Origin of the sequence: Pseudomonas fulva NBRC 16637 = DSM 17717 (assembly GCF_000730565.1) — a bacterium.
Taxonomy (GTDB): Bacteria; Pseudomonadota; Gammaproteobacteria; order Pseudomonadales; family Pseudomonadaceae; genus Aquipseudomonas; species Aquipseudomonas fulva.
Genome location: NZ_BBIQ01000017.1, coordinates 89,101 through 111,513 on the forward strand (window position 1 = coordinate 89,101; position 22,413 = coordinate 111,513).

General features: G+C 63.1%; 22 protein-coding genes, 2 tRNA genes and 1 pseudogene. 12 read left to right on the forward strand and 13 right to left on the reverse strand.

Going from position 1 to position 22,413, the window contains the following annotated elements:
• Positions 1-183 precede the first annotated feature (183 nt).
• From PFU01S_RS16670 to PFU01S_RS21895, 3 genes and pseudogenes are all read left to right on the forward strand, one after another.
• On the forward strand, positions 184-969 hold the full coding sequence (locus PFU01S_RS16670; RefSeq protein ID WP_027915466.1) for a hypothetical protein: 786 nt from the start codon (positions 184-186) through the stop codon (positions 967-969).
• Entirely contained in the window at positions 966-1,418 is a 453-nt protein-coding gene (rimI, locus tag PFU01S_RS16675) for a ribosomal protein S18-alanine N-acetyltransferase (protein ID WP_023533216.1), read from the forward strand. The genes PFU01S_RS16670 and rimI overlap by 4 nt, the downstream gene beginning before the upstream one ends.
• A gap of 43 nt (positions 1,419-1,461) precedes the next feature.
• A pseudogene (locus tag PFU01S_RS21895) lies at positions 1,462-2,048 on the forward strand (D-Ala-D-Ala carboxypeptidase family metallohydrolase).
• On the opposite strand, the gene PFU01S_RS16680 reads toward PFU01S_RS21895, so the two are convergent.
• Positions 1,988-2,905, reverse strand: coding sequence for a LysR substrate-binding domain-containing protein (locus PFU01S_RS16680; RefSeq protein WP_028688093.1), 918 nt, complete (start codon positions 2,903-2,905; stop codon positions 1,988-1,990). The pseudogene PFU01S_RS21895 and the gene PFU01S_RS16680 sit on opposite strands and share 61 nt — an antisense overlap.
• A gap of 177 nt (positions 2,906-3,082) precedes the next feature.
• Here PFU01S_RS16680 and PFU01S_RS16685 point away from each other — a divergent pair, with 177 nt between their 5' ends.
• A complete protein-coding gene (locus tag PFU01S_RS16685) occupies positions 3,083-3,694 on the forward strand; it encodes a LysE family translocator (RefSeq protein WP_028688094.1) in 612 nt (203 codons plus the stop codon).
• Positions 3,695-3,776: 82 nt separating this feature from the next.
• On the opposite strand, the gene PFU01S_RS16690 is transcribed toward PFU01S_RS16685, so the two are convergent.
• Positions 3,777-3,853 (reverse strand) — tRNA-Met (locus tag PFU01S_RS16690).
• Between the two features lie 314 nt (positions 3,854-4,167).
• Between PFU01S_RS16690 and PFU01S_RS16695 the strand changes: the two genes are divergently transcribed.
• The 3 genes from PFU01S_RS16695 (at position 4,168) to PFU01S_RS16705 (ending at position 6,875) form a co-directional block, all read left to right on the forward strand.
• Complete coding sequence (locus PFU01S_RS16695; protein WP_028688095.1) at positions 4,168-5,382, forward strand: MFS transporter; 1,215 nt, start codon at positions 4,168-4,170, stop codon at positions 5,380-5,382.
• 116 nt (positions 5,383-5,498) lie between these two features.
• Positions 5,499-5,636, forward strand: a complete 138-nt coding sequence (locus PFU01S_RS22395) for a hypothetical protein (RefSeq protein ID WP_165919232.1) — start codon at positions 5,499-5,501, stop codon at positions 5,634-5,636.
• A gap of 78 nt (positions 5,637-5,714) precedes the next feature.
• Complete coding sequence (locus PFU01S_RS16705; protein WP_028688096.1) at positions 5,715-6,875, forward strand: MFS transporter; 1,161 nt, start codon at positions 5,715-5,717, stop codon at positions 6,873-6,875.
• Positions 6,876-6,952: 77 nt separating this feature from the next.
• Here PFU01S_RS16705 and PFU01S_RS16710 read toward each other — a convergent pair whose 3' ends face one another.
• Together PFU01S_RS16710 and PFU01S_RS16715 are read right to left on the reverse strand one after the other, a co-directional pair.
• Complete coding sequence (locus PFU01S_RS16710; RefSeq protein ID WP_027915460.1) at positions 6,953-7,906, reverse strand: FecR domain-containing protein; 954 nt, start codon at positions 7,904-7,906, stop codon at positions 6,953-6,955.
• Positions 7,893-8,408, reverse strand: a complete 516-nt coding sequence (locus tag PFU01S_RS16715) for a sigma-70 family RNA polymerase sigma factor (protein ID WP_027915459.1) — start codon at positions 8,406-8,408, stop codon at positions 7,893-7,895. The genes PFU01S_RS16710 and PFU01S_RS16715 overlap by 14 nt, the downstream gene beginning before the upstream one ends.
• 171 nt (positions 8,409-8,579) lie before the next feature.
• On the opposite strand from PFU01S_RS16715, the gene PFU01S_RS16720 reads away from it, so the two are divergent.
• The 3 genes from PFU01S_RS16720 to PFU01S_RS16730 are packed head-to-tail and all read left to right on the forward strand — an operon-like array spanning position 8,580 to position 12,769.
• The gene (locus PFU01S_RS16720; protein WP_028688097.1) at positions 8,580-9,203 is read left to right on the forward strand and encodes a DNA-3-methyladenine glycosylase family protein; all 624 of its coding nucleotides are present in this window, start codon (positions 8,580-8,582) and stop codon (positions 9,201-9,203) included.
• A gap of 36 nt (positions 9,204-9,239) precedes the next feature.
• A complete protein-coding gene (gene ada, locus PFU01S_RS16725) occupies positions 9,240-10,295 on the forward strand; it encodes a bifunctional DNA-binding transcriptional regulator/O6-methylguanine-DNA methyltransferase Ada (RefSeq protein ID WP_028688098.1) in 1,056 nt (351 codons plus the stop codon).
• Positions 10,296-10,351: 56 nt separating this feature from the next.
• Positions 10,352-12,769, forward strand: a complete 2,418-nt coding sequence (locus tag PFU01S_RS16730; RefSeq protein ID WP_028688099.1) for a DUF3772 domain-containing protein — start codon at positions 10,352-10,354, stop codon at positions 12,767-12,769.
• A 1-nt stretch (position 12,770) separates the two neighbouring features.
• Here PFU01S_RS16730 and PFU01S_RS16735 read toward each other — a convergent pair whose 3' ends face one another.
• Positions 12,771-13,571 carry a helix-turn-helix transcriptional regulator gene (locus PFU01S_RS16735; RefSeq protein ID WP_028688100.1) on the reverse strand — a complete coding sequence of 267 codons (801 nt, stop codon included), beginning with the start codon at positions 13,569-13,571 and terminating at the stop codon, positions 12,771-12,773.
• A gap of 98 nt (positions 13,572-13,669) precedes the next feature.
• Here PFU01S_RS16735 and PFU01S_RS16740 point away from each other — a divergent pair, with 98 nt between their 5' ends.
• On the forward strand, positions 13,670-14,881 hold the full coding sequence (locus PFU01S_RS16740; RefSeq protein ID WP_248694613.1) for an MFS transporter: 1,212 nt from the start codon (positions 13,670-13,672) through the stop codon (positions 14,879-14,881).
• On the forward strand, positions 14,844-15,131 hold the full coding sequence (locus PFU01S_RS22725) for an MFS transporter (protein ID WP_248694614.1): 288 nt from the start codon (positions 14,844-14,846) through the stop codon (positions 15,129-15,131). Before PFU01S_RS16740 ends, PFU01S_RS22725 begins: the two co-directional genes overlap by 38 nt.
• 122 nt (positions 15,132-15,253) lie before the next feature.
• On the opposite strand, the gene ychF is transcribed toward PFU01S_RS22725, so the two are convergent.
• From ychF to PFU01S_RS16780, 8 genes are all read right to left on the reverse strand, one after another.
• A complete protein-coding gene (ychF, locus tag PFU01S_RS16745; RefSeq protein WP_027915453.1) occupies positions 15,254-16,354 on the reverse strand; it encodes a redox-regulated ATPase YchF in 1,101 nt (366 codons plus the stop codon).
• 24 nt (positions 16,355-16,378) lie between these two features.
• On the reverse strand, positions 16,379-16,963 hold the full coding sequence (pth, locus tag PFU01S_RS16750) for an aminoacyl-tRNA hydrolase (protein ID WP_027915452.1): 585 nt from the start codon (positions 16,961-16,963) through the stop codon (positions 16,379-16,381).
• 79 nt (positions 16,964-17,042) lie between these two features.
• Positions 17,043-17,642, reverse strand: a complete 600-nt coding sequence (locus PFU01S_RS16755) for a 50S ribosomal protein L25/general stress protein Ctc (RefSeq protein WP_023533244.1) — start codon at positions 17,640-17,642, stop codon at positions 17,043-17,045.
• A 120-nt stretch (positions 17,643-17,762) separates the two neighbouring features.
• Positions 17,763-18,704 carry a ribose-phosphate pyrophosphokinase gene (locus tag PFU01S_RS16760; RefSeq protein WP_003247410.1) on the reverse strand — a complete coding sequence of 314 codons (942 nt, stop codon included), beginning with the start codon at positions 18,702-18,704 and terminating at the stop codon, positions 17,763-17,765.
• Between the two features lie 48 nt (positions 18,705-18,752).
• A tRNA-Gln gene (locus PFU01S_RS16765) sits at positions 18,753-18,827 on the reverse strand.
• Between the two features lie 19 nt (positions 18,828-18,846).
• Positions 18,847-19,707: a 4-(cytidine 5'-diphospho)-2-C-methyl-D-erythritol kinase gene (ispE, locus tag PFU01S_RS16770; RefSeq protein ID WP_028688101.1), complete on the reverse strand. Its 861-nt coding sequence runs from the start codon at positions 19,705-19,707 to the stop codon at positions 18,847-18,849.
• 4 nt (positions 19,708-19,711) lie between these two features.
• Entirely contained in the window at positions 19,712-20,329 is a 618-nt protein-coding gene (lolB, locus tag PFU01S_RS16775) for a lipoprotein insertase outer membrane protein LolB (protein ID WP_023533208.1), read from the reverse strand.
• A 4-nt stretch (positions 20,330-20,333) separates the two neighbouring features.
• Positions 20,334-22,055, reverse strand: coding sequence for a tetratricopeptide repeat protein (locus PFU01S_RS16780; protein WP_027915449.1), 1,722 nt, complete (start codon positions 22,053-22,055; stop codon positions 20,334-20,336).
• Positions 22,056-22,413: the final 358 nt, after the last annotated feature.

Consider the following 22,413-nt stretch of genomic DNA (forward strand, 5'->3'; position numbering starts at 1 on the left):
TGCATCCGACGGGTTGGTTCTTATCCCCTTGGCTTGTCGTGCGACAGGCTGATCGAGCCGCCCGCCTGCTGTGGCTTGCCCAGGCAGGCAGGGCATGCGTAAAAAACCGCTGAGCAGATGCGGCACTGGCAGGTTATCGGCGGTAGAATGCGCACCTGTCCCAACCCCCCTCGGATGACCGCCTTGCTTACCGAACAACGTCGCCGCGCCTACCTGTCCGCCATGCAAGTGGTGCACTGGCTGCCGCGCGCCGAGCTGCCGTTCGCCGCGCCGTCACGGCCTGAACTGCTGCTGCCGTTGGCGCCGCCCGAGGACATCGATTTCGAGCCGCCGCCACGCCAGGTACCCGACCAATCGCCTGTCGCCCCCCAGGCCCGTGTCATCGAGCGGCCGAAGATCGAGGTGCCGCGGCCGGGCGCTTCCGCCAAGGCTGCGGCCAAGCCTGTAGAGGCGCCCGAGCAGGCTGCGACACCTCGCCCAGTGCCGGTGCCGCCTCCGCGTTTTGCCTTGCAATTGCTGCGTGCCGGCGATTGCCTGTTACTGGTCGAGCTGGCCACCGGCCAGCCTTTCCAGAGCCGTGACCCGTCCTACCTGCTGCTCAAGGATATGCTGCGCGCCGCCGGCCTGCCCGACGCCCCGCAAATCGTGGGTGAGCCGGTGCGCTGGCCGCTGCTGATGCGCGGCAACATGGACCAGGGCCCGGACGCGGCCCGCGATTTCGTACAGGGTTTTGTCCAGGCTCGCCTGGAGGAAGCGCCCTGCACCTGCCTGTGGCTGGTGGGCATGCCTGCGCTGCGCTTTGCCGCCGGCGCCGACGACCAGGCCTATTATCAAACCCTCAAGCTCGACGGCCTGGGCGAGGCCTGGGCCTTGCCGGGCCTGGAACTGTTGATGGACGAGCCGCAGCGTAAAGCGGACGTCTGGAAAGCCATGCGCCAGCTGATGGCGCGCTGGAAACGCGTTGAATGAGTGACTCGATCAGTTTTCGCCCCATGACCGAGGCGGATCTGGATGCCGTGCTGAAAATCGAATATGCCGCGTTCAGCCACCCCTGGACCCGCGGCATCTTTCTGGATGCCCTGAAATCCTATGAAGTCTGGCTGATGTTCGATGGGCAGCAACAGGTCGGCCACGGCGTGATCAACGTGATCATCGACGAAGCCCACCTGCTCAACATCACCGTCAAGCCGGAGAACCAAGGGCGCGGCCTGGGCCTGCGGCTGCTCGAACACCTGATGTCGCGCGCCTACCAGCTCAACGGCCGCGAGTGTTTCCTTGAGGTGAGGGCCAGCAATCCGGCGTATCGCCTGTACGAGCGTTTTGGCTTCAATGAAATCGGCCGCCGGCGCGACTATTATCCAGCTGCGGGTGGTCGCGAGGATGCGTTGGTGATGGCCTGCACGTTGTTCCCGGACTGAGCCAGCGGCAGGGTGCCGCTGCCGTGACGTGCAGGGGTGGGCCATGTCGAAGAAACGGAGTGTGGTCGCCGCGCTGCTGCTGGCGGTAAATTCAGTGCCCAGCGGGGCCGTGGCCGATGAGCGCGACCTGTGGATGTTCGCCCAGTGGGCAGGTGACCACCCGACGCGGCCTTTTCGCGACATGCTCGTGCAGGCACGTTTGTACGGTGTTGTGCCGATTCATCAGCTCCTGCGCTCGGCCTCGGACTGGAAAGTGTGCCGGGCTTCACCGTTTGCCGTGCCGCCCAAGCAACATTGGCCGGCTGTGCGCGCTACGCTGTCGTTGCTCCGAACACTGGGTGAGCAAGGGGCCTTACCCGATTTCGAAGTGGTCTCCGCCTACCGTGACCCGGGCCTCAACCGCTGTGCCGGCGGGGCGATCGGCAGCGCGCATACACAAGCATTCGCCGTGGATGTCCTGCTGGCGCCTTGGGCCGGCCCCAACCCGCTGTGCCGGTTCTGGCAGCAGCACGGCCAGGCATGGGCCTTGGCCGCTACCCGAGCGGTCGCATCCACCTGGACACGGCCGGCTACCGCACCTGGGGCGGCGATGGCAGCGCGGCGTCATCCTTTTGCAGCAAGCCCAGGTGAGTCAGGCAGCCCTGGCATTCCTGTTTCACCCATTCGGCAAACCGCTGGCGCTTGCCTGCATCATTCAGAGGGCAGGGGCTCAACAGGTGGTAGGCCGAGCCATCGCGTACAAAGCCCAGGGGCGCCTGTAACTGCCCTGTATCGAGTTCGTCACGCACCATCAAGGCGGATGCCATCGCGACCCCCAGCCCTGCGCTGGCCGCCTGAATCGACAGGTAAAAGTGCTCGAAGTCGCTACGCTCGCCCGCGATGGCTGTCTCACCTGTAAGCCGCAGCCAAGTGGCCCAGGCGTCGGGGCGGGTCGCACTGTGCAACTGTCGATGGCCTTGCAGCTTCGGCGACAATGGCGGACGCCCCACAGGGCCAATCCACTCGTCACAGATCTTCTGCTGATGCAGCGTCATGCCCCAATGAAAGTCGTCGCGGCGGATAGCGATGTCGACGCCTGTGCGGGCGAAGTCCAGCGGGCCGCCTGCGGCCACCAGCTGCAATTGAAGATCAGGGTGGGCAGCGTTAAGACGCGGCAGGCGCGGGATCAGCCAGCGCATGGCGATGGTGGGCTCGCAGGAGACGACCAACACCGGATTGTCATCGCTGTCCTTGAGCCGCTGCACCGTGCTTTCGAGCTGTTCGAAGATGGCTTGGGTCGTGGCATGCAGTGCTCGCCCCGCCGAAGTCAGGAACACGGCGCGATTGCGTCGTTCGAACAGCGCCACCTCCAGGCTTTCCTCGAGCAAGCGCACCTGGCGGCTGACGGCGCCATGGGTGACGTGCAGGCACTCGGCTGCGCGGATGAAGCTTTGGGTGGTGGCTGCGACGTCGAAGTAGCGCAAGGCGGCCAGGGGTGGAAGCTTCATGGCAGGGATGGATTCCTGATGGGTGCGGTATGCGCGTAAGGAAAAACCAGCCGATACGCGTGATGAAGCACGATGAAAACTCACCGATTTCACGCACTTTAAATCGTTTTTAGGCGCCTGATAAGCGTTCGATAATGCCTGACCTGTGCATGTTCATCGCCTATCGAGAGTCCATGAATGACTGAAATCTTCGCTGTCGCCTTGTTCACCCTGCTAGCGGTCATCAGCCCCGGCGCCGACTTTGCAATGGTCACCCGATGCAGTTATGCGCAAGGGCGCATTGCTGGCCTGGCCGCTGCCGTGGGTATTGGCCTTGGGGTTCAGGTGCATGTGCTGTACACCGTGCTCGGGCTATCGATCATCGTGACTCAAAGCCCGACACTGTTCTTGTGCATGAAGGCCGTTGGTGCGTGCTACCTGCTGTACCTGGGCTATCGGTCCTTGACCAACACTGTGCGCGTGCGTCTTGACGACAAAGGTGCTGCAGGCGGGGCGCTGCAAGCGCTGCGCACCGGGTTTTTGACCAATTGCCTGAACCCCAAGACCATGCTGTTCGTCATCAGTGCGTTCAGCCAGGTGGTGGAGCAGGGCAGCCCGCTGTGGCTCAACCTGGCCTACGGCGCATTCATGTCGCTTGCGCACTGGGCGTGGTTCAGCTTGGTCGCTGTGTTTTTTTCCAACACCGTATTGCGCAAGGCAATGATCGAGCGGCAAATCATCGCAGACCGGGTGATCGGGGTGGCACTCATTGCGCTGGGGCTGATGGTGGCGATGAGCAGTGTGGGTTGATTGCACCGGCTGCCGAAAACCGCCTGACTTTCTGGCAGGCAAAGAAAAAGGGCTTACCTTGCGGTAAGCCCTTCGTCTTGTTTGGTGGCTACACAGGGACTTGAACCCCGGACCCCAGCATTATGAATGCTATGCTCTAACCAACTGAGCTATGTAGCCGATGGCGCGCATTATTCTCTTGAACGGCCCCCCTGTCAACACGATTTATAAAAAAAATTTACACGCTTTCAAAAACTTAGCGATCGATCGCGTGATGCGTAGTGTTATCCATCCTCTGAAAAGCCCGAATCGTAGGGGTGATCAGCTGCAGTTACGGCCTTTACCTCTTCGTACCGCGCATCCGCTTGATCCTATCTGACGCCCACCACAGGCCTGGGAAAATGGCTGCCAGACTGGATCTGGAAAAAAAGGTAGCTATGTATCTATTTGTATCCCGATAATCGGAGCCCAGCTTTCCGACGGAGATCCAGGCCATGGCCATCCCCAGCGCCGCCCCGGCGTCCACTCAAGCGCAGGCGAGCACCGCTACACCGCTGGTGATGCGCATCATCGGCTTCTGCGCCTTGGCGCACCTGATCAATGACCTGATCCAGTCGGTGCTGCCGGCCATCTACCCGATGCTCAAGGCCAATTACGACTTGAGCTTCGCCCAGATCGGCATGATCACCCTGACATTCCAGATCACCGCGTCGCTGCTGCAACCCTGGGTAGGCTTTTTCACCGACCGCCGGCCCACGCCCAATCTGCTGCCCATGGGCACGGTGTGCACGCTGATCGGTATCGTGCTGCTGGCATTCGTCGGCAGCTTCCCGATGATTCTGCTCGCCTCGGCCCTGGTGGGCATCGGCTCTTCGACATTCCACCCCGAAACCTCGCGTATTGCGCGATTGGCCTCCGGAGGCCGCTTTGGCCTGGCGCAATCGACTTTCCAGGTAGGCGGCAACACTGGGTCTGCCCTGGGTCCGTTGCTCGCAGCGGCCATCGTCATTCCGTTCGGGCAAACCCACGTCGCCTGGTTTGGCGTGGCTGCACTGTTCTTTCTCGCCGTGACCCTGATGCTGCGCCGCTGGTACATCGAGCACCTGAGCAAGGCCAAGGCGCGCAAGGCCGTACAGGCTACCCATGGCATCTCCCGCGCACGCGTGGTTGCCGCGCTGGTGGTGCTGGGGCTGCTGGTGTTTTCCAAGTACTTCTACATGGCGAGCTTCACCAGCTACTTCACCTTCTACCTGATCGAGAAGTTCGGCGTTTCGGTCGCCAGTTCCCAGTTGCACCTGTTCCTGTTCCTGGGCGCGGTAGCGGCGGGCACCTTCTTTGGCGGGCCCATCGGCGATCGCATCGGGCGCAAGGCGGTGATCTGGTTCTCGATTCTGGGTGTGGCACCGTTCACCCTGGCACTGCCCTACGCGGACCTGTTCTGGACGACGGTACTGAGCGTGGTGATCGGCTTTATCCTGGCCTCGGCATTCTCGGCCATCGTGGTGTATGCCCAGGAACTGGTGCCCGGTAGCGTAGGCATGATCGCGGGCATCTTCTTTGGCCTGATGTTCGGCTTTGGCGGCATCGGCGCGGCATTGCTGGGCTATGTGGCTGACTTGCGCGGTATCGAATACGTGTACGGGCTTTGCTCGTTCCTGCCCCTGTTCGGGGTGCTGGCGGTATTGCTGCCGAGCACTGGCAAGCGCTGATGATCAACGGGGCAGGGATGCCCCTTGACGCCACAGTCACTGGGGCGATTGACGGTATCGCCTGCTCTGGCCTAGAGTGCCGCCTCTTGCTCACTTTCTGCGTAGTAGCCAAAGCAATGCGCCGTTTCCAGTCCTTGCCCTGTTGCCGTCAGCCTGCCCTGGATGGGCTGCGCCGTGCCTGGCCGAGTGACACCGTGCTCAAGCGCCGCCGCAGCGTCCTGTTTGCCTTCACCTTCTCGCCACACCTGAACTGATCAGCATTTGAACAGCGTCCGCCGTGCTGGTGGGTGCGTTTTTGTCTGCACGTCTTATCGGTTTGCTGGGAGTGGTTCATGAACATGCGTTTGCTGGCGGGCTTGCTGTTCGCCGTTTCGGTCGTGGGATTCAGCCTGGGCGCGACCCTGCCGCTGGTGTCGTTGCGTCTGCACGAGGCTGGCGCAGGCACCCTCGAAATCGGGATGATTTCCGCCATCCCCGCGGCCGGCATGATGCTGTCGGCATTCCTGGTGGATGCCTGTTGCCGGTATTTCAAGCGACGCACGCTCTATTTGCTGTGTTTCAGCCTGTGCACGCTCAGCATCGGCCTGCTGGAGCCTGCATTCGCCTCGTTGTGGGGGCTGGCGGTCTTGCGCCTGGCGTTGGGCCTTGGCATGGGTATCGCGATCATTCTCGGGGAATCGTGGGTCAACGAACTGTGCCAGGAACATAACCGCGGCAAGATCATGGCCCTCTACGCCACCAGCTTTACCGGTTTCCAGGTGCTTGGACCGGCGATGCTGGCGGTGCTCGGTGCCCACAGCCCATGGATCACTGGCGTGGTCACGGCCTGCTATGGCCTGGCGTTGGCGTGCATTGTGGTAACGGTTCCCAATGACCGGGTGCTGCACGCTGAAGACGACAAGAGCTTCGGACTGGCCGGCTTCTTCCGCGTGGCCCCGGCCCTGTGCGTGGCCGTGCTGTTCTTCTCGTTTTTCGATGCGGTGGTGCTCTCGCTCTTGCCGGTGTATGCCAGCAGCCACGGATTTGCCGTGGGCGTGGCGGCACTGATGGTGACCGTGGTGTTCGCAGGGGACATGCTGTTCCAACTGCCGCTGGGCTGGCTTGCCGACCGCATCGAGCGCACTGGCCTGCACCTGGCGTGCGGGGTAGTAGCCATGGCCATTGGCATAGGGTTGCCCTGGTTGCTGAACATGACGTGGCTGTTGTGGCCGTTGCTGGTGGTGTTGGGCGCGGTCGCGGGCGGTATCTATACCCTGGCGCTGGTGCTGATAGGCCAGCGTTTCAAAGGGCAGGACCTGGTCACCGCCAATGCCAGCGTCGGGCTGTTGTGGGGCGTCGGCAGCCTGGTAGGGCCGCTGATCAGCGGTGCCGCCATGGACGTCGCGCCCCACGGGCTGCCCATGGCGCTGGCATTGATGGCCGGTCTGTTCGTGTGCTTTGCACGGCAGTCTCATCGGCGTGAGCAGCCGTCGTGCACACCCTCTGAAAACTAGCAGACTTCCGTGCAGGAACGGCCTTGCAGGTTACCCAAGTGATTGCCAACTGGCGCCCCTGACGGCCATGCCGAGACCTAAGCGGCATCGATGTTGACCCAATACCGGGTGTGGTAATCGATACGCACCGGCAGGCTGCGGGCCAGTAGCTGCAGGATCTGATTGGTGTCGGCCAGCTGGTAGGTCCCGGAAACCTTGAGGTTCGCCACCGCTGGCGCGCAGCGCAGCAGGCCGGGGCGGTATCGGTTTAGCTCGGCGACGAAATCCGCCAGCGGCATTTGCCGAACGCTGAGTACACCTTCCGTCCAGCCCCAAGGGTCACTGGGCGGCGTGATGGCCTGATGGCCTCCATTGGCCTGCACGCGCAAGGTCTCGCCGGAATGTACCCGCACTGGCGTGGCACCGGTCATCACCGTGGCTTCGCCCCGGCGCACCGCCACCAGTAAGTCATGATCGCTCTGGCGCACCAGCAGTTGCCCGTCGAGGGTGCGCAGGGTGGCCACTCGGGTATTGATGAAGAACGGGCGCTTGTCGGCAGGGTTGCTGTCCAGGCTGACTTCACCGCGCAGAAGCGCCAGGCGGCGTTGGCCCGCCGTGAAACGCAGGTCGATGGCACTGGCGGTGTTCAGTTGGATGCGGCTGCCATCGCTGCCTTGCAGTTGTCGGCGCTCGCCGGTGGCCGTGGCACTGTCGGCCAGCAGCTCTGGCAGGCCCAGCGGCTCACGCGCCATCCACCCAAGGCCGCTGCCGACCACCAGCAAGGCCCCCAGCTTGAGCTGGTCGCGCCGGCTGATGCCTTGGCGTTCGCTGCCTTGGAGGGTACGACGGCTGAGGTCCTTGGGCAGCCCGGCGAGCTCATCGCCCAGGTTGCTGACGCGCTGCCAGGCCAACCCATTGTGAGGGTGCAAGGACAACCACCGTTGGAACTGCGCCTGGGCATCCGGGCCGGGGCTGCCGAAGCGTAGCCTGACCAACCAGTCGATGGCCTGGTCGACACGGGCCTGGGCCGGTGCTTGGTCAGGCGTCGGCATAACGCAACCGGTAGCAAGTCTTGAGCGCCTTGGCCAGGTCGCGCTCCACGGTCGCTTTCGAAACGCCTAGCAGCAAGCTGATCTGGATGATGCTCAGCCCGTCCAGTTGCGCATGCAGAAAGGCCTGGCGAGCACGCGGCTTGAGCTGGTGCAGGGCACGGTCGAGCCGCTCCAGGCTATCGAGGATGACCAGCCTGTGTTCTTCGCTCGGGATGTCGGTTTCGGGTAGATGTGCCAGGCTGTCCTGGTAGGCCCGCTCCAGCGCCCGGCGACGAAACTGGTCGATCATCAGGCCACGGGCGATGCTGCTGAGGTAGGCGCGAGGCTCTTTCAAAGGCGAGGTCTGCCGGGCGCGCAACAGCCGCACGAAGGTGTCCTGGGCCAGGTCGGCTGCATGTTCGCTGCAACCGACGCGACTGCGCAGCCAGCCGCGCAACCACGCATGGTGGGATTGGTAGAGCAGGGCGACCTCGGTCGGTTTGAGCGTGTCGGGAAGCTGCATCGTCGCCACGGTCGGTTCCTGTCAGGTGTGATTGTGAATGGTTCTCAATTCTATGCGGGTAGGGCTGTGGCGAGCAATGCTCCCTCAGGAATTACTTGCGCAAGATCTGGCAGTCGGCCGATGAGTGGCTGGGTTAAGCTGGCATCTCCTCTGGTCGATGGAGCCGCTTCAATGTTGATCGACGCCGAACCTGTCGCCTACCGGCAAGCGGCCGAGTACCTGAGTGGGCTGGATGCGGACTGGGCACGGCACATCGCCGCCGTCGGCCCCTGCCGCCACCGTACTACTCCGGGGCGCGAACCCTTCGAGGCACTGGTGAGGTCGGTCGCTTACCAGCAACTGCACGCCCGTGCAGGCGACGCCATCCTTGGACGACTGCTGGCGCTGTTTGGGCCAGGGGTTTTCCCCACGCCCACCCAACTGCTGGCAGCGGACCCTGCCGCCTTGCGCAGCTGCGGCTTTTCGGCCAGCAAGCTGGGCACGGTGCTGGGCATTGCCCAAGGTCGCCTGGACGGTGTCGTGCCAACCCGCGAGCAGGCCCTGGGCATGACCGACGACGAATTGATCGAGCGCCTGGTGACCCTGCGTGGGGTCGGGCGATGGACGGTTGAGATGCTGCTGATCTACAGCCTGGAGCGTCTGGATGTGCTGCCGGTCGACGACTTTGGCGTACGCGAGGGCTATCGGCGGCTCAAGGCTATGGAAAAAGCGCCGACGCCTGCACAGATGCGCGCGTTGGGCGCCGCCTGGCGACCCTATCGCACCATCGCTGCCTGGTACTTGTGGCGGACCTGAGCGCCTGCCGAACTGCACTTAGCCCGGAAGATGAACATGACAACCTATACCACTCCCGAGCAGCGCTGGCAGGCCGTCGCGGCGCGTGTTGCCGAGGCGGCGGACCATTTCGTCTATGCCGTGCGCACCACCGGTATCTACTGTTATCCAGGCTGCAAGGCCAGGCTGCCCCTGCGTAACAATCTGGAGTTCTTCGAGTCCCCGGCATTGGCCGAGGCAGCAGGCTACCGCGCCTGCAAGCGCTGCGCGGGCCCGCCTGCCATGTCGGCGCGTACGCGGCGCCTGGTCAGCAGTGCCTGTCGCCTGATCGAGGCGTGCGATCTACCGCCCAGCCTGGCGCAGTTGGGCGAGCGCCTGGCCGTCAGCCCGTTCCATTTACATAGGCTGTTCAAGGCGCAAACCGGCCTTACCCCCAAGGCCTATGCCGAGGCCTTCCGCGCCCAACGCCTCAGGACCAGCCTGGGGCAGGGGCAGGGCTCGGTCACCGATGCCATTTTCGAGGCGGGCTACAATTCCAGCAGCCGCTTCTATGCCGGCGCCGAGCAGCGCCTGGGCATGCCACCACGGCAGTTTCGCGCAGGTGGCGCCGGGGTGACCATCCGCTTCGCCGTGGGCCAGTGCTCGCTAGGTGCCATCCTGGTCGCCCAGAGCGAAAAGGGCATCTGCGCGATCTTGCTTGGCGATGAGCCCGAGGCGCTGGTGCACGCCCTGGAAGACCAGTTCTGCAACGCCGAGCTGGTGGGTGCCGATGCCGAGTACGAACGGGTCGTGGCGCAGGTCATCGGGTTCGTCGAGGCGCCGGCGCTCGGTCTGGACCTGCCGCTGGATGTGCAGGGCACCGTCTTTCAGGAGCGCGTGTGGCAGGCGCTGCGTGAAGTACCTGCCGGCTGCCGGGTCAGCTACAGTGACATCGCCCAGCGCATAGGCGCCCCCACGGCGGTGCGGGCAGTGGCCAAGGCCTGCGCGGCCAACCGTATTGCCGTGGCCATTCCGTGCCACCGGGTGGTGCGCCGGGACGGCGACATCAGTGGCTACCGCTGGGGGATCGAGCGCAAACGGCAATTGTTGGCACGCGAAACAGCCCTCTCCTGAAGGCCCGAAGCGGCGTAGAATCGCTTGCCAGATCGAATTGCAAAGAGGAATGTTCGATGAGGCGTGTCAGCCTTGCCCGCTTTAGTCACAGCCTGATGCTGTTGCTGGCGCTGATCGTGGCAGCGTCCAACCCAGCCTGGTCGGCGCCGGCCCCTGCGGCGACGGCGCAGGCTGCCGCCGACGCACCGGCACTGGACGAAACCGCGACCGTTGACCAGCTCAGCGACCGGCTGGACCAGATTCGCCAGGGCGTCACCAGTGACGCCAACGATGACCTGCTGGCGCAATTGCGCATGGCGGCCGTGCAGGTCCAGCGCCAGGCCGATGCCTTGAGCACCCAGCGTGCAGCCGATGCGCAGAAGGTGGATGACCAGTTGAAAGTCATCGGCCCGGCGCAGCCGGACGAGCCTGCGCCCTTGACCCAGCAGCGCAAGGCGCTGGAGGCCGAGAAGAAAACCCTGATGGCCCAGCAGGACCAGGCCACCAAGCTGACCCAGTCGGCGCGGGACCTGTCCACGCAGATCGTCAACCTGCGCCGCAGCCTGTTCAACTCGCAGATATCCAGCCGGGCAGCGTCGCCGTTGAGCCCTGCGTTCTGGCAGAGCATGATCCGCCCGACCCAGGACGACGTGGCACGGCTGCATGACCTGCGTGGCGAGATCACGGATGCGCTCGACAGTGCCCTGAGCGCCGAACACCGCTGGCTCTTCTTCGCCAGCCTGATCGCCTCGATCCTGGTATGGACCCTGGTGCGAGGGTTGCTGGAGCGGCTGCTGGCCAGGTCCATGGTGCGCTGGTTGCCAGAGGGGCGCTTGCGTCGCAGTGCCTTGGCCGTGGGCGTAAGCCTGGCGACCCTGGGCACCATTGCCGGCTCGGTATCGTTGCTGCGCTGGGGCGTTGAAAGCAGTGCGCTACTGGGTTCGGACCTGGCCAGCCTGACCGACCACATCCTTGCCCTGGTGGTGTTCAGCGCCTTCATTACCGGCCTTGGCCGGGCACTGTTGATGTTGCAGCGCCCCTCCTGGCGTTTGCCGGCGATTGCGGATGAAGTGGCCGAGGCCCTGGGCTGGTTCCCCAAGGTGTTGGCACTGGCCTTGATGGTGATGATGACCCTGGAGCGGGTCAACAGTGTGATCGGCGTCAGCCTGGCCCTGACCGTAGCGGTCAATGGCCTTACCGCTCTGGTGGTGGCGTTGATTTTCGCCGGCGCCCTGATGGCCTACCGCCGTGCTCGGCGTCGGCATGGTATTGACCGGGCAACGGGCCTGGCCGGTTTGATCCCGTTCGTGATGGTGGTGTGGCTGGCTGCGATCCTGCTATCACTGATCACCGGCTACCTGACCCTGGCCTATTACCTGACCGCCAAGCTGCTGTGGGTCAGCCTGGTCGTCACGTGCGCCTACTTGCTCACGACGTTCCTGAGTGATCTGTGCGAAATGCTGCTCTCGCCTCGCCAACCGGGTGGCCTGGCGCTGGCGTCCACGCTGGGCCTGGCACCACGGCACCAGGCGCAGGCGAGCACGGTGCTGGCCGGCATTGGCCGCACCGTCGTGGTGATTCTGGCCCTGCTGCTGACTTTGATGCCGTCGGGCACCAGCCCCAGTGAACTGTTGCTGAGCCTGGGGGACTGGGACGGCACGGGCGGCAAGCTGCTCGGCAACCTGAACATCGTGCCCCAGGACATCGTGCTGGCCCTTGGCATCCTGGCTGGCGGGATGCTGGCCATTCGTGTGGTCAAGCGCTGGTTGAGTGAACGCCTGCTGCCGGAAACCGACATGGACGCCGGCATGCGCGCCTCGCTGGTCACCCTGGTGGGTTACCTGGGCTTCCTCTTCCTGGCCATGCTGGTGATGTCGACCCTGCACATCAACCTCACCAGCCTGACCTGGGTGGTGAGTGCCTTGTCGGTCGGTATTGGTTTCGGCCTGCAGCAGATCGTGCAGAACTTCATCTCCGGCCTGATCCTGCTCACCGAACGCCCGGTCAAGGTGGGCGACTGGGTGAGCTTGGCGGGTGTCGAGGGAGATATCCGTCGTATCAATGTGCGCGCCACCGAGATCCAGATGTCGGACCGCTCCACTGTGATCGTGCCCAACTCGCAGTTCATCTCCCAGAACGTGCGCAACGTGACCATGGGTAATGCCCTGGGTGTGGTCGGTATTACCCTGACCTTGCCCCTGGACACTGACGCCAACCGGGTCCGTGAGCTACTGCTGACCGCCTTCCAGGAGCACGAGGCCATCCTCGAAGCACCGGCGCCATCGGTGTCGTTCAAGGACCTGACCAATGCGGGCATGGTAATTGGCGTCAGCGGTTATGTGGCAGGACCGCGGTTGGTGGGCGGGGCCCGCAGTGACCTGCTGTTCACCATTCTGGGGCGCCTGCGCGATGAAGGTATCGCCCTGTCGGCGCCGCAGAGCATGGTGCTGCTGCAGGACGGGCAACGCCTGGACGACGCTGAAAAAGACGCGTGACCTATGGGCTGCCTGGCAGCCCATCTTGACGTGCGTACACCACCAGCCGAAGGTGCCGGTCTTCATCGACGGTCAGCGAGGTATGCTCGAACGGCTGGGCCTGCCCATCAATGACCAGTTGGCGCACACCGCTGCAGGGCGCGTGCACGTCGTGGGTGCGCCAGCCGGCCTTGAAGGCTGGCGAGACGTGCTCCAGTTCGTCCACCAACGCGTGGATATCGGCCTCTTGCGTGGCCCGGGCAAAGTCGCGGCGAAAGCTTGCCAGCATCAGCGGGGCCTGGCTGTCCCAGTCGTGCAAGCGCCCATGCACTGTTGGGTCGGTGAACAGCAGCCAGAGCAGATTGCGCCGCTCAGGCGGGTGCGCGGCGAACCCGAACAGTGCGTCGGCAGGCCCATTGAACCCCAGCACATCCCAGCGCAGGTTGAGGACGAAGGCCGCGTGCGGCAGGTCGTGCATCAAACGCCGTACCAGCGACGGCAAGACACACCAGGTCTTGCCTGGCTCAGCGGGCGGACGGGCATGTGCCAACAGGAACAGATGGCGACGCTCGGCGGCATCGAGTTTCAATACCCGCGCCAGGTTGTCCAGAAAACTGGCCGACACGCCGATGTCGCGGCCCTGCTCCAGCCAGGTGTACCAGGTCAGTCCGACACCCGCGAGCGCGGCAACCTCTTCGCGTCGAAGCCCAGGTGTGCGCCGGCGGCCGCCGCTTGGCAAACCGACGTCCTCGGGCGACAGGCGCTCGCGCCGCGAGCGCAGGAAGTCGGCCAGATCGGATCGTGTACGTTGCAGCGTTCGCATGGCGTGTCTCGTTGCTTTGAGTAATAGCATAAATGGTTAAATTGTAATGGGTTATGGGCCATCCCAGAATGCCTGTGTCTAAATTCTGGAAAGGCACGATGAACGCCAATACTCCTCTCCCGTTAACGCCCCCACATCGCCTTGGAAGCCCGCCGTGGGTAGGTCTGTCGGTACTTTTGCTGGCAGGCTTCGTGACGATCTTCGACCTGTTCGTGGTCAACGTCGCCATCCCGAGTCTGCAGACCGGGTTGAACGCAAGCTTCGCGCAAATCGGTTTCATCGTGGCCGGCTATGAGCTGGCGTTCGGCGTGTTGCTGATTACCGGGGGGCGCTTGGGGGACGTATTTGGCCGTCGCCGGTTGTTCATCGTCGGTATGGCAGGGTTTACCGTGGCATCGGCGTTATGCGGCCTGGCGCCCAGTGCTGCTTTTCTGATCAGTGCGCGGGTTGTACAGGGGCTGGCCGCCGCGCTGTTGTTCCCTCAGGTCTATGCTTCGATCCGGGTCAACTTCGATGCCCAGGACAGCCGCCGCGCGTTCGGCTTGCTGGGGATGACGCTGGCGCTGTCTGCCATAGCGGGGCAGGTGCTGGGCGGCTGGATGGTGCATGCTGACCTGTTCGGATCAGGCTGGCGCAGCATCTTTCTGATCAATGTGCCTATTGGGTTGCTGGCCATCGTGGCGGCGCGCTACATCCCCGAGAGCCGCGCCCCCCAGCGGCCGGACCTGGACTGGGCAGGCGTGGCGCTGGTCAGCCTGGGCCTGGCATTGCTGCTTGTGCCGCTGATCGAAGGACCGGGGCAGGGGTGGCCTGCCTGGAGTTTCTGCGCGCTCGGCCTGGCACTGGCCTTGCTCGCGCTGTTCAAGCGACAGCAGGAACGGCGACGAGCGACCGGCAACTTGCCATTGGTGGATATGCAACTGCTGGCGCAGCGTCGCTTTGCACTGGGTGCGCTACTGGTGCTGGTGGTCTATTCCACATCCAGTTCCTTCTTTCTGTGTTTCGCCTTGTTGATGCAAAGCGGGCTGGGTCTGGATCCCTTCAGGGCCGGCAGCATCTTCGCACCCTGCAGTGTTGGTTTCGTGCTGGCATCGCTCGCTGCCCCGCGGCTGGTTGCGCGCTGGGGAATACGTGCCATCGTGGCAGGGGCATTGCTGTATGCCCTATCGATCGGGTTGCTCATTGCCCAGGTGCAGACGGCAGGCGCGCAGTTGGTAGCCGTTCGGCTGATCCCGGTACTGATCGTGGTGGGGGGCGGGCCAGGGGTTGGTGATGACCCCTTTGCTCAACCTGGTGCTGGCCTTGGTTGACGAAGCGAAAGCGGGCATGGCCTCGGGCGTGATCTCAACCGTGCAGCAGGTCGGTGCGGCGCTGGGGGTGGCCGTAGTTGGGATTTTCTTCGCGGCGGCCCTGCCAGGGGCGGAGGGCTCATTCGTTCAGGCCGGTCAGTATGTGCATGGGTTTGTGGCTGGCATGCTCTACAACCTGGGTGCCGCAGTGATGGTGATCGCCTTGCTGGTGATGCTGGCAGGCGAGCAGCGGTCTGGGGGAGGTGAGTAGGCACAATGCACCGGTGCCATGCTCTTGCTTTTTCCGGGCTTGAATAAAAACAGGAGCGTTCGGCAGGCCCTCGATTGGGCTACTGAACGTTCCTGCTTGTTTACGCCGTGGTTGTCAGCGGATCAGACGTTGAAGCGGAAGTGCATCACGTCGCCATCTTTGACGATGTAATCCTTGCCTTCCAGACGCCACTTGCCGGCTTCCTTGGCGCCGCTCTCACCCTTGTACTGGATGAAATCGTCATAGGCCACGACTTCGGCACGGATGAAGCCTTTCTCGAAGTCGGTGTGGATCACCCCGGCCGCTTGTGGGGCGGTGGCGCCTACGCGCACGGTCCAGGCACGTACTTCCTGCACGCCGGCCGTGAAGTAGGTCTGCAGGTTCAGCAACTCGTAACCGGCACGGATTACACGGTTCAGGCCAGGTTCTTCCAGGCCCAAGGCCTCGAGGAACATGTCCTTTTCCTCACCGTCGTCCAGCTCGGCGATTTCCGCTTCGATCTTGTTGCACACCGGTACGACCACAGCGCCTTCTTCTTCGGCGATGGCCTTCACTACGTCCAGGTGCGGGTTGCTCTCGAAACCGTCCTCGGCGACGTTGGCGATGTACATCACCGGCTTGCTGGTCAGCAGGTGGAAGCTGCGGATCAGGGCCTTTTCGTCGGCGCTCATGTTCTTCATCAGGCTGCGCGCTGGCTTGCCTTCGGTGAAGTGCGGGATCAGCTGTTCCAGAATGGCCTTCTGCGCCAGGGCTTCCTTGTCGCCACCCTTGGCGTTGCGGGCCACTTTCTGCAACTGCTTTTCGCAGCTGTCGAGGTCGGCAAAGATCAGTTCGAGGTCGATGATCTCGATGTCGCGCTTGGGATCGACGCTGTTGGAAACGTGAATCACGTTCTCGTCTTCGAAGCAGCGCACCACGTGGGCGATGGCGTCGGTTTCGCGGATGTTGGCGAGGAACTTGTTGCCCAGGCCTTCGCCTTTCGAAGCACCGGCCACCAGGCCTGCAATGTCGACGAATTCCATGGTGGTGGGCAGAATGCGGTTGGGCTTGACGATTTCAGCCAGCGCATTGAGGCGCGCATCGGGCATGGGCACGATACCGCTGTTCGGCTCGATGGTGCAGAAAGGGAAGTTCTCTGCCGCGATGCCAGACTTGGTCAGGGCGTTGAACAGGGTGGACTTGCCGACGTTGGGCAGGCCGACGATGCCGCAATTGAAACCCATGGGTATTCCCCTCTCTAAAGGAAATCAGGCCTTCTGGCTGTGCAGCTCGCGCATCGCCTTGGCGAAGTCGCCAGCGAGCACGTCCGGCAGCACACCGAGGGCAAAGTCGATGCTGGCGTCGAGCTTCTCCTGCTCGGCACGCGGTGCGCGGCCCAGGACGAAGTTGGAGACCAGCTTGGCATCACCTGGATGGCCAATACCGAGCCGCAGGCGATGGAAGTCGTTCTGGTTGCCGAGCTGCGCGATGATGTCGCGCAGGCCGTTGTGCCCACCATGGCCGCCGCCGCGCTTGAGCTTGGCAACGCCGGGAGGCAGGTCGAGTTCGTCATGCGCCACCAGTATGGCCTCCGGCTTGATCCGGAAGAAATTGGCCAACGCCGCCACGGACTGGCCGCTACGGTTCATGTAGGTGGTGGGGATCAGCAGGCGAACATCGTTGCCCTGATGGCTGAACTTAGCCGTCAGGCCGAAATATTTCTTGTCAACGGTCAGCGAGATGCGCTGGGCGCTGGCAATGCGTTCAACGAAAAGAGCCCCTGCGTTATGCCGGGTCTGTTCGTATTCGGGGCCGGGGTTACCCAGGCCGACGATCAACTGGATGGCGGTCACGTCAGGGGCTCTTCCTTGGAGTTGGTGGGTTACAGGGCGCGCGGCACTGTAACCCGATCAACGCCGGCGTGCGAGTGGATTACTCGGCAGCGCCTTCTTCCTCAGCTTCAGCGGACACGCGTGGGGCGTGAACGTTGGCAACTGCTTTGTCATCACCGTGGGCCAGAGCGACGAACTCTACGCCTTTAGGCGCTTTCAGGTCCGACAGGTGGATGATGGTGCCGATTTCAGCATTGGCCAGGTCGACCTCGATGAACTCAGGCAGGTCTTTGGCTTCGCAGGAAACTTCCAGCTCCGACTCAACGTGCGAAACTTCGCCGCCTTTCTTGACCGGGCCTTCTTCGTTGATGAAGTGAACCGGTACCTTGGCGGTCAGTTTCTGGCCGGCAACGACGCGGATGAAGTCGGCGTGCATGATGAACTGCTTGGCCGGGTGGCGTTGCATGGCCTTGATGATGACGTTCTGCTTGACGCCGTCAACGTTCAGTTCGATGACGTGGCTGAAGGCAGCTTCGTTTTCGAACAGCTTGGTGATTTCCTTGGCCACGATGGTCAGGGATTGAGCTTCTTTATCACCACCGTAGACTACGGCTGGGATGCTGGCGGAGTGACGCAGGCGGCGGCTCGCACCTTTCCCCAGGTCAGTACGCGCTTGGGCGTTCAGAGTGAAATCAGTCATTTTGTTTCTCCAAAATAGCCCCCCGAGGGCGTTTGCGACCAGCGCCAACGGGGATGGCAAAAAAGCCCCGCCCCAGCGGATGTGCTGGGGCGGGGCGCTTTTCGTCAGCGTGCGTTCCGCTTAGCGGAACATCGCGCTGATCGATTCTTCGTTGCTGATGCGGCGAACCGCTTCAGCGACAACCGGTGCGATATCCAACTGGCGGATACGGTCACAGGCTTGAGCAGCGGCGGACAGTGGAACGGTGTTGGTCACCACCAGCTCGTCCAATACCGACTTCTCGATGTTCTCGATCGCGCGGCCCGACAGGACAGGGTGCGTGCAATAGGCGTAAACCTTGGCAGCGCCGTGCTCTTTCAGGGCTTTGGCCGCATGGCACAGGGTGCCGGCGGTGTCGACCATGTCGTCTACCAGGATGCAGGTGCGCCCTTCGACGTCGCCGATGATGTGCATCACTTCGGAGTGATTGGCCTTTTCACGGCGTTTGTCGATGATACCCAGGTCGACACCCAGGGACTTGGCGACAGCGCGTGCGCGCACGACACCACCGATGTCCGGGGAGACGATCATCAGGTTCTCGAAACGCTGGTCTTCGATATCGTCGACCAGTACGGGCGAGCCGTAGATGTTGTCGACCGGGATATCGAAGAAACCCTGGATCTGGTCAGCGTGCAGGTCGACGGTGAGTACACGGTCGATACCCACGACAGTGAGCATGTCAGCGACGACTTTGGCGCTGATGGCTACACGTGCCGAACGCGGACGGCGGTCCTGGCGGGCGTATCCGAAGTAAGGAATCACGGCGGTGATTCGGGAAGCTGAGGAGCGGCGGAAGGCGTCGGCCATCACTACCAGTTCCATCAGGTTATCGTTGGTCGGTGCACAGGTCGGCTGAATAATGAAGACGTCTTTACCGCGGACATTTTCATTGATCTCAGTGCTGATTTCGCCGTCGGAGAATTTACCGACAGAGACGTCACCGAGAGGGATATGCAGCTGACGTACGACACGCCGAGCCAGATCGGGGTTAGCGTTCCCCGTAAAGACCATCATCTTGGACACGCGCAGTACCTGAAGGCTGAGGGTATACCTGGATGAGTATAAGGAAAATGGCAGGGGCGGCTGGATTCGAACCAACGCATGGCAGGATCAAAACCTGCTGCCTTACCGCTTGGCGACGCCCCTGTATCTGTTGCTGCGAGCGCTAGGCACTCGACTTCTTGACCAGACTTTGCAGCTTGCGATGCAACATCGAAATATTGCTTCCTTTCGCCACAAACCCTGTTTGGGTCGCTGAAAGAAGGGCCAGAACTTTATCAGCTTCGGCTTTGCTTGGGAAGGCCCCAAACACACAACTTCCAGTTCCGGTTAGTCGAGCCTCTGTGAACTTCCCCAGCCAATTCAGCGCGTTGCGAACTTCCGGGTAATTCTGCTCTACCACCGGTTGGCAGTCATTTCGACTGTTTCCCTTGGGAACGGGGCGCATCTTAAGTGGGAGAGAATCACGTGTCAACTGCGGATGTGAAAAAATTTCTGCTGTGCTTACAGACACTTGCGGAACCAGCACCACATACCACGGCTGTTCCGGATCGACCGGCGTGAGCTGTTCGCCCACCCCCTGGGCAAAGGCGGCATGCCCGCGCACGAATACCGGGACATCGGCACCCAGGCCGAGGCCCAGGGCCGCCAGGCGATCTTCATCCCACTCCAGCTGCCACAAGTGAGCAAGGCCAAGCAGGGTGGTGGCGGCATCCGAGCTGCCGCCGCCGATGCCGCCGCCCATCGGCAGCACCTTGTTCAGCCAGATGTCCGCGCCCAGGGGCGTGCCCGATTGGGCCTGCAGTTGGCGAGCGGCACGCACGATCAGGTTGCTGTCATGGGGCACGGTATCGAGGTCGCTGTGCAGGCGGATGACACCGTCTTCCCGCACGGCGAAGCTCAGCTCGTCACCGTGGTCGAGAAACTGGAAGACCGTTTCGAGTTCGTGGTAGCCATCGGCACGGCGGCCAATGATGTGCAGCCACAGGTTCAGCTTGGCCGGCGCGGGCAGGGTGAGCGCTTGCATCGACTCAGTGTCCTAGCTGGCGGGGCTGCCAGTCCTTGACCACCAGGGTCACGTCCAGGTCCTTGCCGTGTAGCTTGAGGCGTTCGGGCAGCCAGTAACCGTTGTGCTCGGCATAGCTCAGGTACTCGACCTGCCAGCCGTCCTGTTCGAGGCTGGCCAGGCGGCTGTCGCCGTCGAGGGTCAGCTTGCTCTTGGTATCCGGTGCTGGCAGGCCGCGCACCCACCAGACCAGGTGGGAAACGGGCAGCTTCCAACCCAGTTGTTCTTCCAGCAGCGCTTCGGGGCTGGTGGCTTCGTAGCGGCCCTGGTTAGCCACTTCCAGCACCACGGCGTCAGGCCGGCCGGTCAGGCGTGCGGCCCCACGGCCCAGTGGCCCGGCCAGGCGAATGTCGAAATAGTCCTGGCGCTGCAGCCAGAACAGGGTGCCACTGCCTGAGTCGCGTGGGGCACGGATGCCCACCTTGCCGTTGATCTGCCAGCCGTCGAGGCTGCTCAACTGCTGTTTGTGGGCACGCCACTGCTGCGGGTCGCCGTGGCCCTGCAGGGCCTCGCGGCTGCCGATGCCGGCGCAGCCGGCCAGGAGGGCGATGAGGGTGAAGGTAACGAAGTGGCGCAATAGCATGGTCTTAAAGGGTCTCGGATCCGGTCAGGCGTAGGAGGGTCTTGCGCAGCACAGGGCTGTCGGCCTGGGCTTCGAAGCCCTTGGCCCACACTTGGCGGGCTTCGCGCCGCTTGCCGTTGGCCCAGAGCACCTCGCCCAGGTGGGCGGCGACTTCATGGTCGGGGAAGCTGGCGAAGGCCTGGCGCAGGTAATCCTCTGCTTTGTCGAGGTTGCCCAGGCGATAGTTCACCCAGCCCAGGCTATCGAGCACCGCCGGATCGTCCGGGGTCAGCTGATGAGCCTTGTCGATCAGGGCCTGGGCTTCGGCGTAGCGGGTGGTGCGGTCGGCCAGGGTATAACCAAGGGCATTCAGGGCCATGGCGTTTTCCGGCTCGCGGGCAATGATGGCGCGCAGGTCCTTTTCCATCTGGGCAAGGTCATCGCGCTTTTCGGCGAGCATGGCACGGGTGTAGAGCAGGTTGAGGTCGTCCGGGTAGCGCTGGATGGCTTGTTGCAGCACCTGGCTGGCCTGGGCGTCCTTGTTGTTATTGCTGTAGCTTTCCGATTCGATCAGGAAAAGCTGAATCGCGTAGTCGGGCTGGGCCTCGCGGGCTTCGGCCAACAGGCGAGAGGCTTCGGTGCCGCGGCCGTTGGCGATCAGGATATCGGCCTGGCGCAGCTGCGCGGCCAGGTAATCGGGCCCTGGCCCTACCAGGGCGTATTGGCGCAGGGCACCTGCCGGGTCGTGGCGCTCTTCGCGGATACGGCCAAGGTTCAAGTGCGCCGCATCGGTGTTGCTGTCGCGTTCGACCAACTCCTGCAGGTAGCCTTCGGCTTCGTCCCACTCCTTGTTCTCAAGGCACACCAGCGCCAGGGAATAGCGCAGCTCATCGTCCTCGGGATACTGCTGGACCAGGCTGACGAATTCACCCTTGGCGTCGGCAATGCGGTCCTGTTCGACCAAGGTCCGGGCATAGGTGAGCCGCAGGCGCTTGTCGTCGGGGTTGTCGCGAATCGCCTTGCGCAGCAGGGGGAGGGCTTCAGGGCCACGGTCCAGGGCTTGCAGCAAGCGAGCGCGCAGCAGGATGGGGGCGATTTCGCCGTTTTGTGGCGCGTGCGATTCGAGCAGCTCAAGCGCCTCTTCGGCCTTGCCGTCCTGGTTCAGCAGCAAGGCCTTGCCGAAGATCAACTGACCGTTGTCGGGGTACTTGGCCAACAGGCGTTCGAAGCTTTGTAGCAGACCGTCGCGTGTGCTCTGGTCGGTTTCGGCAGCCGACAGGGCCAGAAAATCGAAATGGGTATCGCCCTGGCCTTGCAGGACTTTTTCCATATAGGCCATGGCATCGTCATAGCGGCCTGCGCGGGCCAGCTGGATGGCGGCGGCGCGTTGCGCATCGAGGTTCTGCGGGTCGTTGCGGGCCCAGATGAGGGCGTTGTCCAGCGCCGGTTCATCGGCGCCCAGGTATTCGGCAATGCGGTAGGCGCGCTCGGAGACGCCTGGGTCCTGGGTTCGCGCGGCCTCGTCGGTGTAGTTGGCCAGGGCGATGTCGAAGCGATTGCGTTGCCCGGCGAGCTCGGCTACCAACAGGTTATAGAGCGTATCCTGCTTGAACGAGCCGTACACCATGGGCTTCTCGGCTTCGGGTTTGCCGACGTCGGCGGCAGCCGGCTCGGCCTTGTGCGCGGGCAGGCTCTGGCAACCCTGGAGCAGGGCGAAGGCAAGCAGCAATGCGTAGGGTCTGTTCATAGAGGGCTTATAAGGAGACTCACCGGCGGTTGGGGCATGATGACACAAGCGCGGTGGCAAACCCACTGGGCCAAGGTATGAAGCGGATCCTTCGCTTATGAAGACCGCGACATTAGGATGTGGTTCGGCTTGCAGCGCGGGAGGTGGCCTGGTCGGCGGACTACGGACCTGTGCGTGGCCATCGCGCAAGGGCTTGCTGCTGGCAAGCCCGCAGTATACCCCCCTCCATCCTAGTGCCCATGCCATGCCATGCCATGCCCATGCTTTTGCATCTGCTTTTGCTTCTAAGTGCGCGGTAGCTCAGGCGCCGCAGATCGCGACTTCAGGAGGCCGAGCGCAGGGCTTGCGCAGGGAGGTG

Coding starts and splice junctions, on each gene's coding strand:
- rimI (WP_023533216.1), top strand. CDS start 966: ATGAGTGACTCGATCAGTTTTCGCCCCATGACCGAGGCGGATCTGGAT.
- PFU01S_RS16680 (WP_028688093.1), bottom strand. CDS start 2,905: ATGAAGCTTCCACCCCTGGCCGCCTTGCGCTACTTCGACGTCGCAGCC.
- PFU01S_RS16685 (WP_028688094.1), top strand. CDS start 3,083: ATGACTGAAATCTTCGCTGTCGCCTTGTTCACCCTGCTAGCGGTCATC.
- PFU01S_RS16695 (WP_028688095.1), top strand. CDS start 4,168: ATGGCCATCCCCAGCGCCGCCCCGGCGTCCACTCAAGCGCAGGCGAGC.
- PFU01S_RS22395 (WP_165919232.1), top strand. CDS start 5,499: ATGCGCCGTTTCCAGTCCTTGCCCTGTTGCCGTCAGCCTGCCCTGGAT.
- PFU01S_RS16705 (WP_028688096.1), top strand. CDS start 5,715: ATGAACATGCGTTTGCTGGCGGGCTTGCTGTTCGCCGTTTCGGTCGTG.
- PFU01S_RS16710 (WP_027915460.1), bottom strand. CDS start 7,906: ATGCCGACGCCTGACCAAGCACCGGCCCAGGCCCGTGTCGACCAGGCC.
- PFU01S_RS16715 (WP_027915459.1), bottom strand. CDS start 8,408: ATGCAGCTTCCCGACACGCTCAAACCGACCGAGGTCGCCCTGCTCTAC.
- PFU01S_RS16720 (WP_028688097.1), top strand. CDS start 8,580: ATGTTGATCGACGCCGAACCTGTCGCCTACCGGCAAGCGGCCGAGTAC.
- ada (WP_028688098.1), top strand. CDS start 9,240: ATGACAACCTATACCACTCCCGAGCAGCGCTGGCAGGCCGTCGCGGCG.
- PFU01S_RS16730 (WP_028688099.1), top strand. CDS start 10,352: ATGAGGCGTGTCAGCCTTGCCCGCTTTAGTCACAGCCTGATGCTGTTG.
- PFU01S_RS16735 (WP_028688100.1), bottom strand. CDS start 13,571: ATGCGAACGCTGCAACGTACACGATCCGATCTGGCCGACTTCCTGCGC.
- PFU01S_RS16740 (WP_248694613.1), top strand. CDS start 13,670: ATGAACGCCAATACTCCTCTCCCGTTAACGCCCCCACATCGCCTTGGA.
- PFU01S_RS22725 (WP_248694614.1), top strand. CDS start 14,844: ATGACCCCTTTGCTCAACCTGGTGCTGGCCTTGGTTGACGAAGCGAAA.
- ychF (WP_027915453.1), bottom strand. CDS start 16,354: ATGGGTTTCAATTGCGGCATCGTCGGCCTGCCCAACGTCGGCAAGTCC.
- PFU01S_RS16755 (WP_023533244.1), bottom strand. CDS start 17,642: ATGACTGATTTCACTCTGAACGCCCAAGCGCGTACTGACCTGGGGAAA.
- ispE (WP_028688101.1), bottom strand. CDS start 19,707: ATGCAAGCGCTCACCCTGCCCGCGCCGGCCAAGCTGAACCTGTGGCTG.
- lolB (WP_023533208.1), bottom strand. CDS start 20,329: ATGCTATTGCGCCACTTCGTTACCTTCACCCTCATCGCCCTCCTGGCC.
- PFU01S_RS16780 (WP_027915449.1), bottom strand. CDS start 22,055: ATGAACAGACCCTACGCATTGCTGCTTGCCTTCGCCCTGCTCCAGGGT.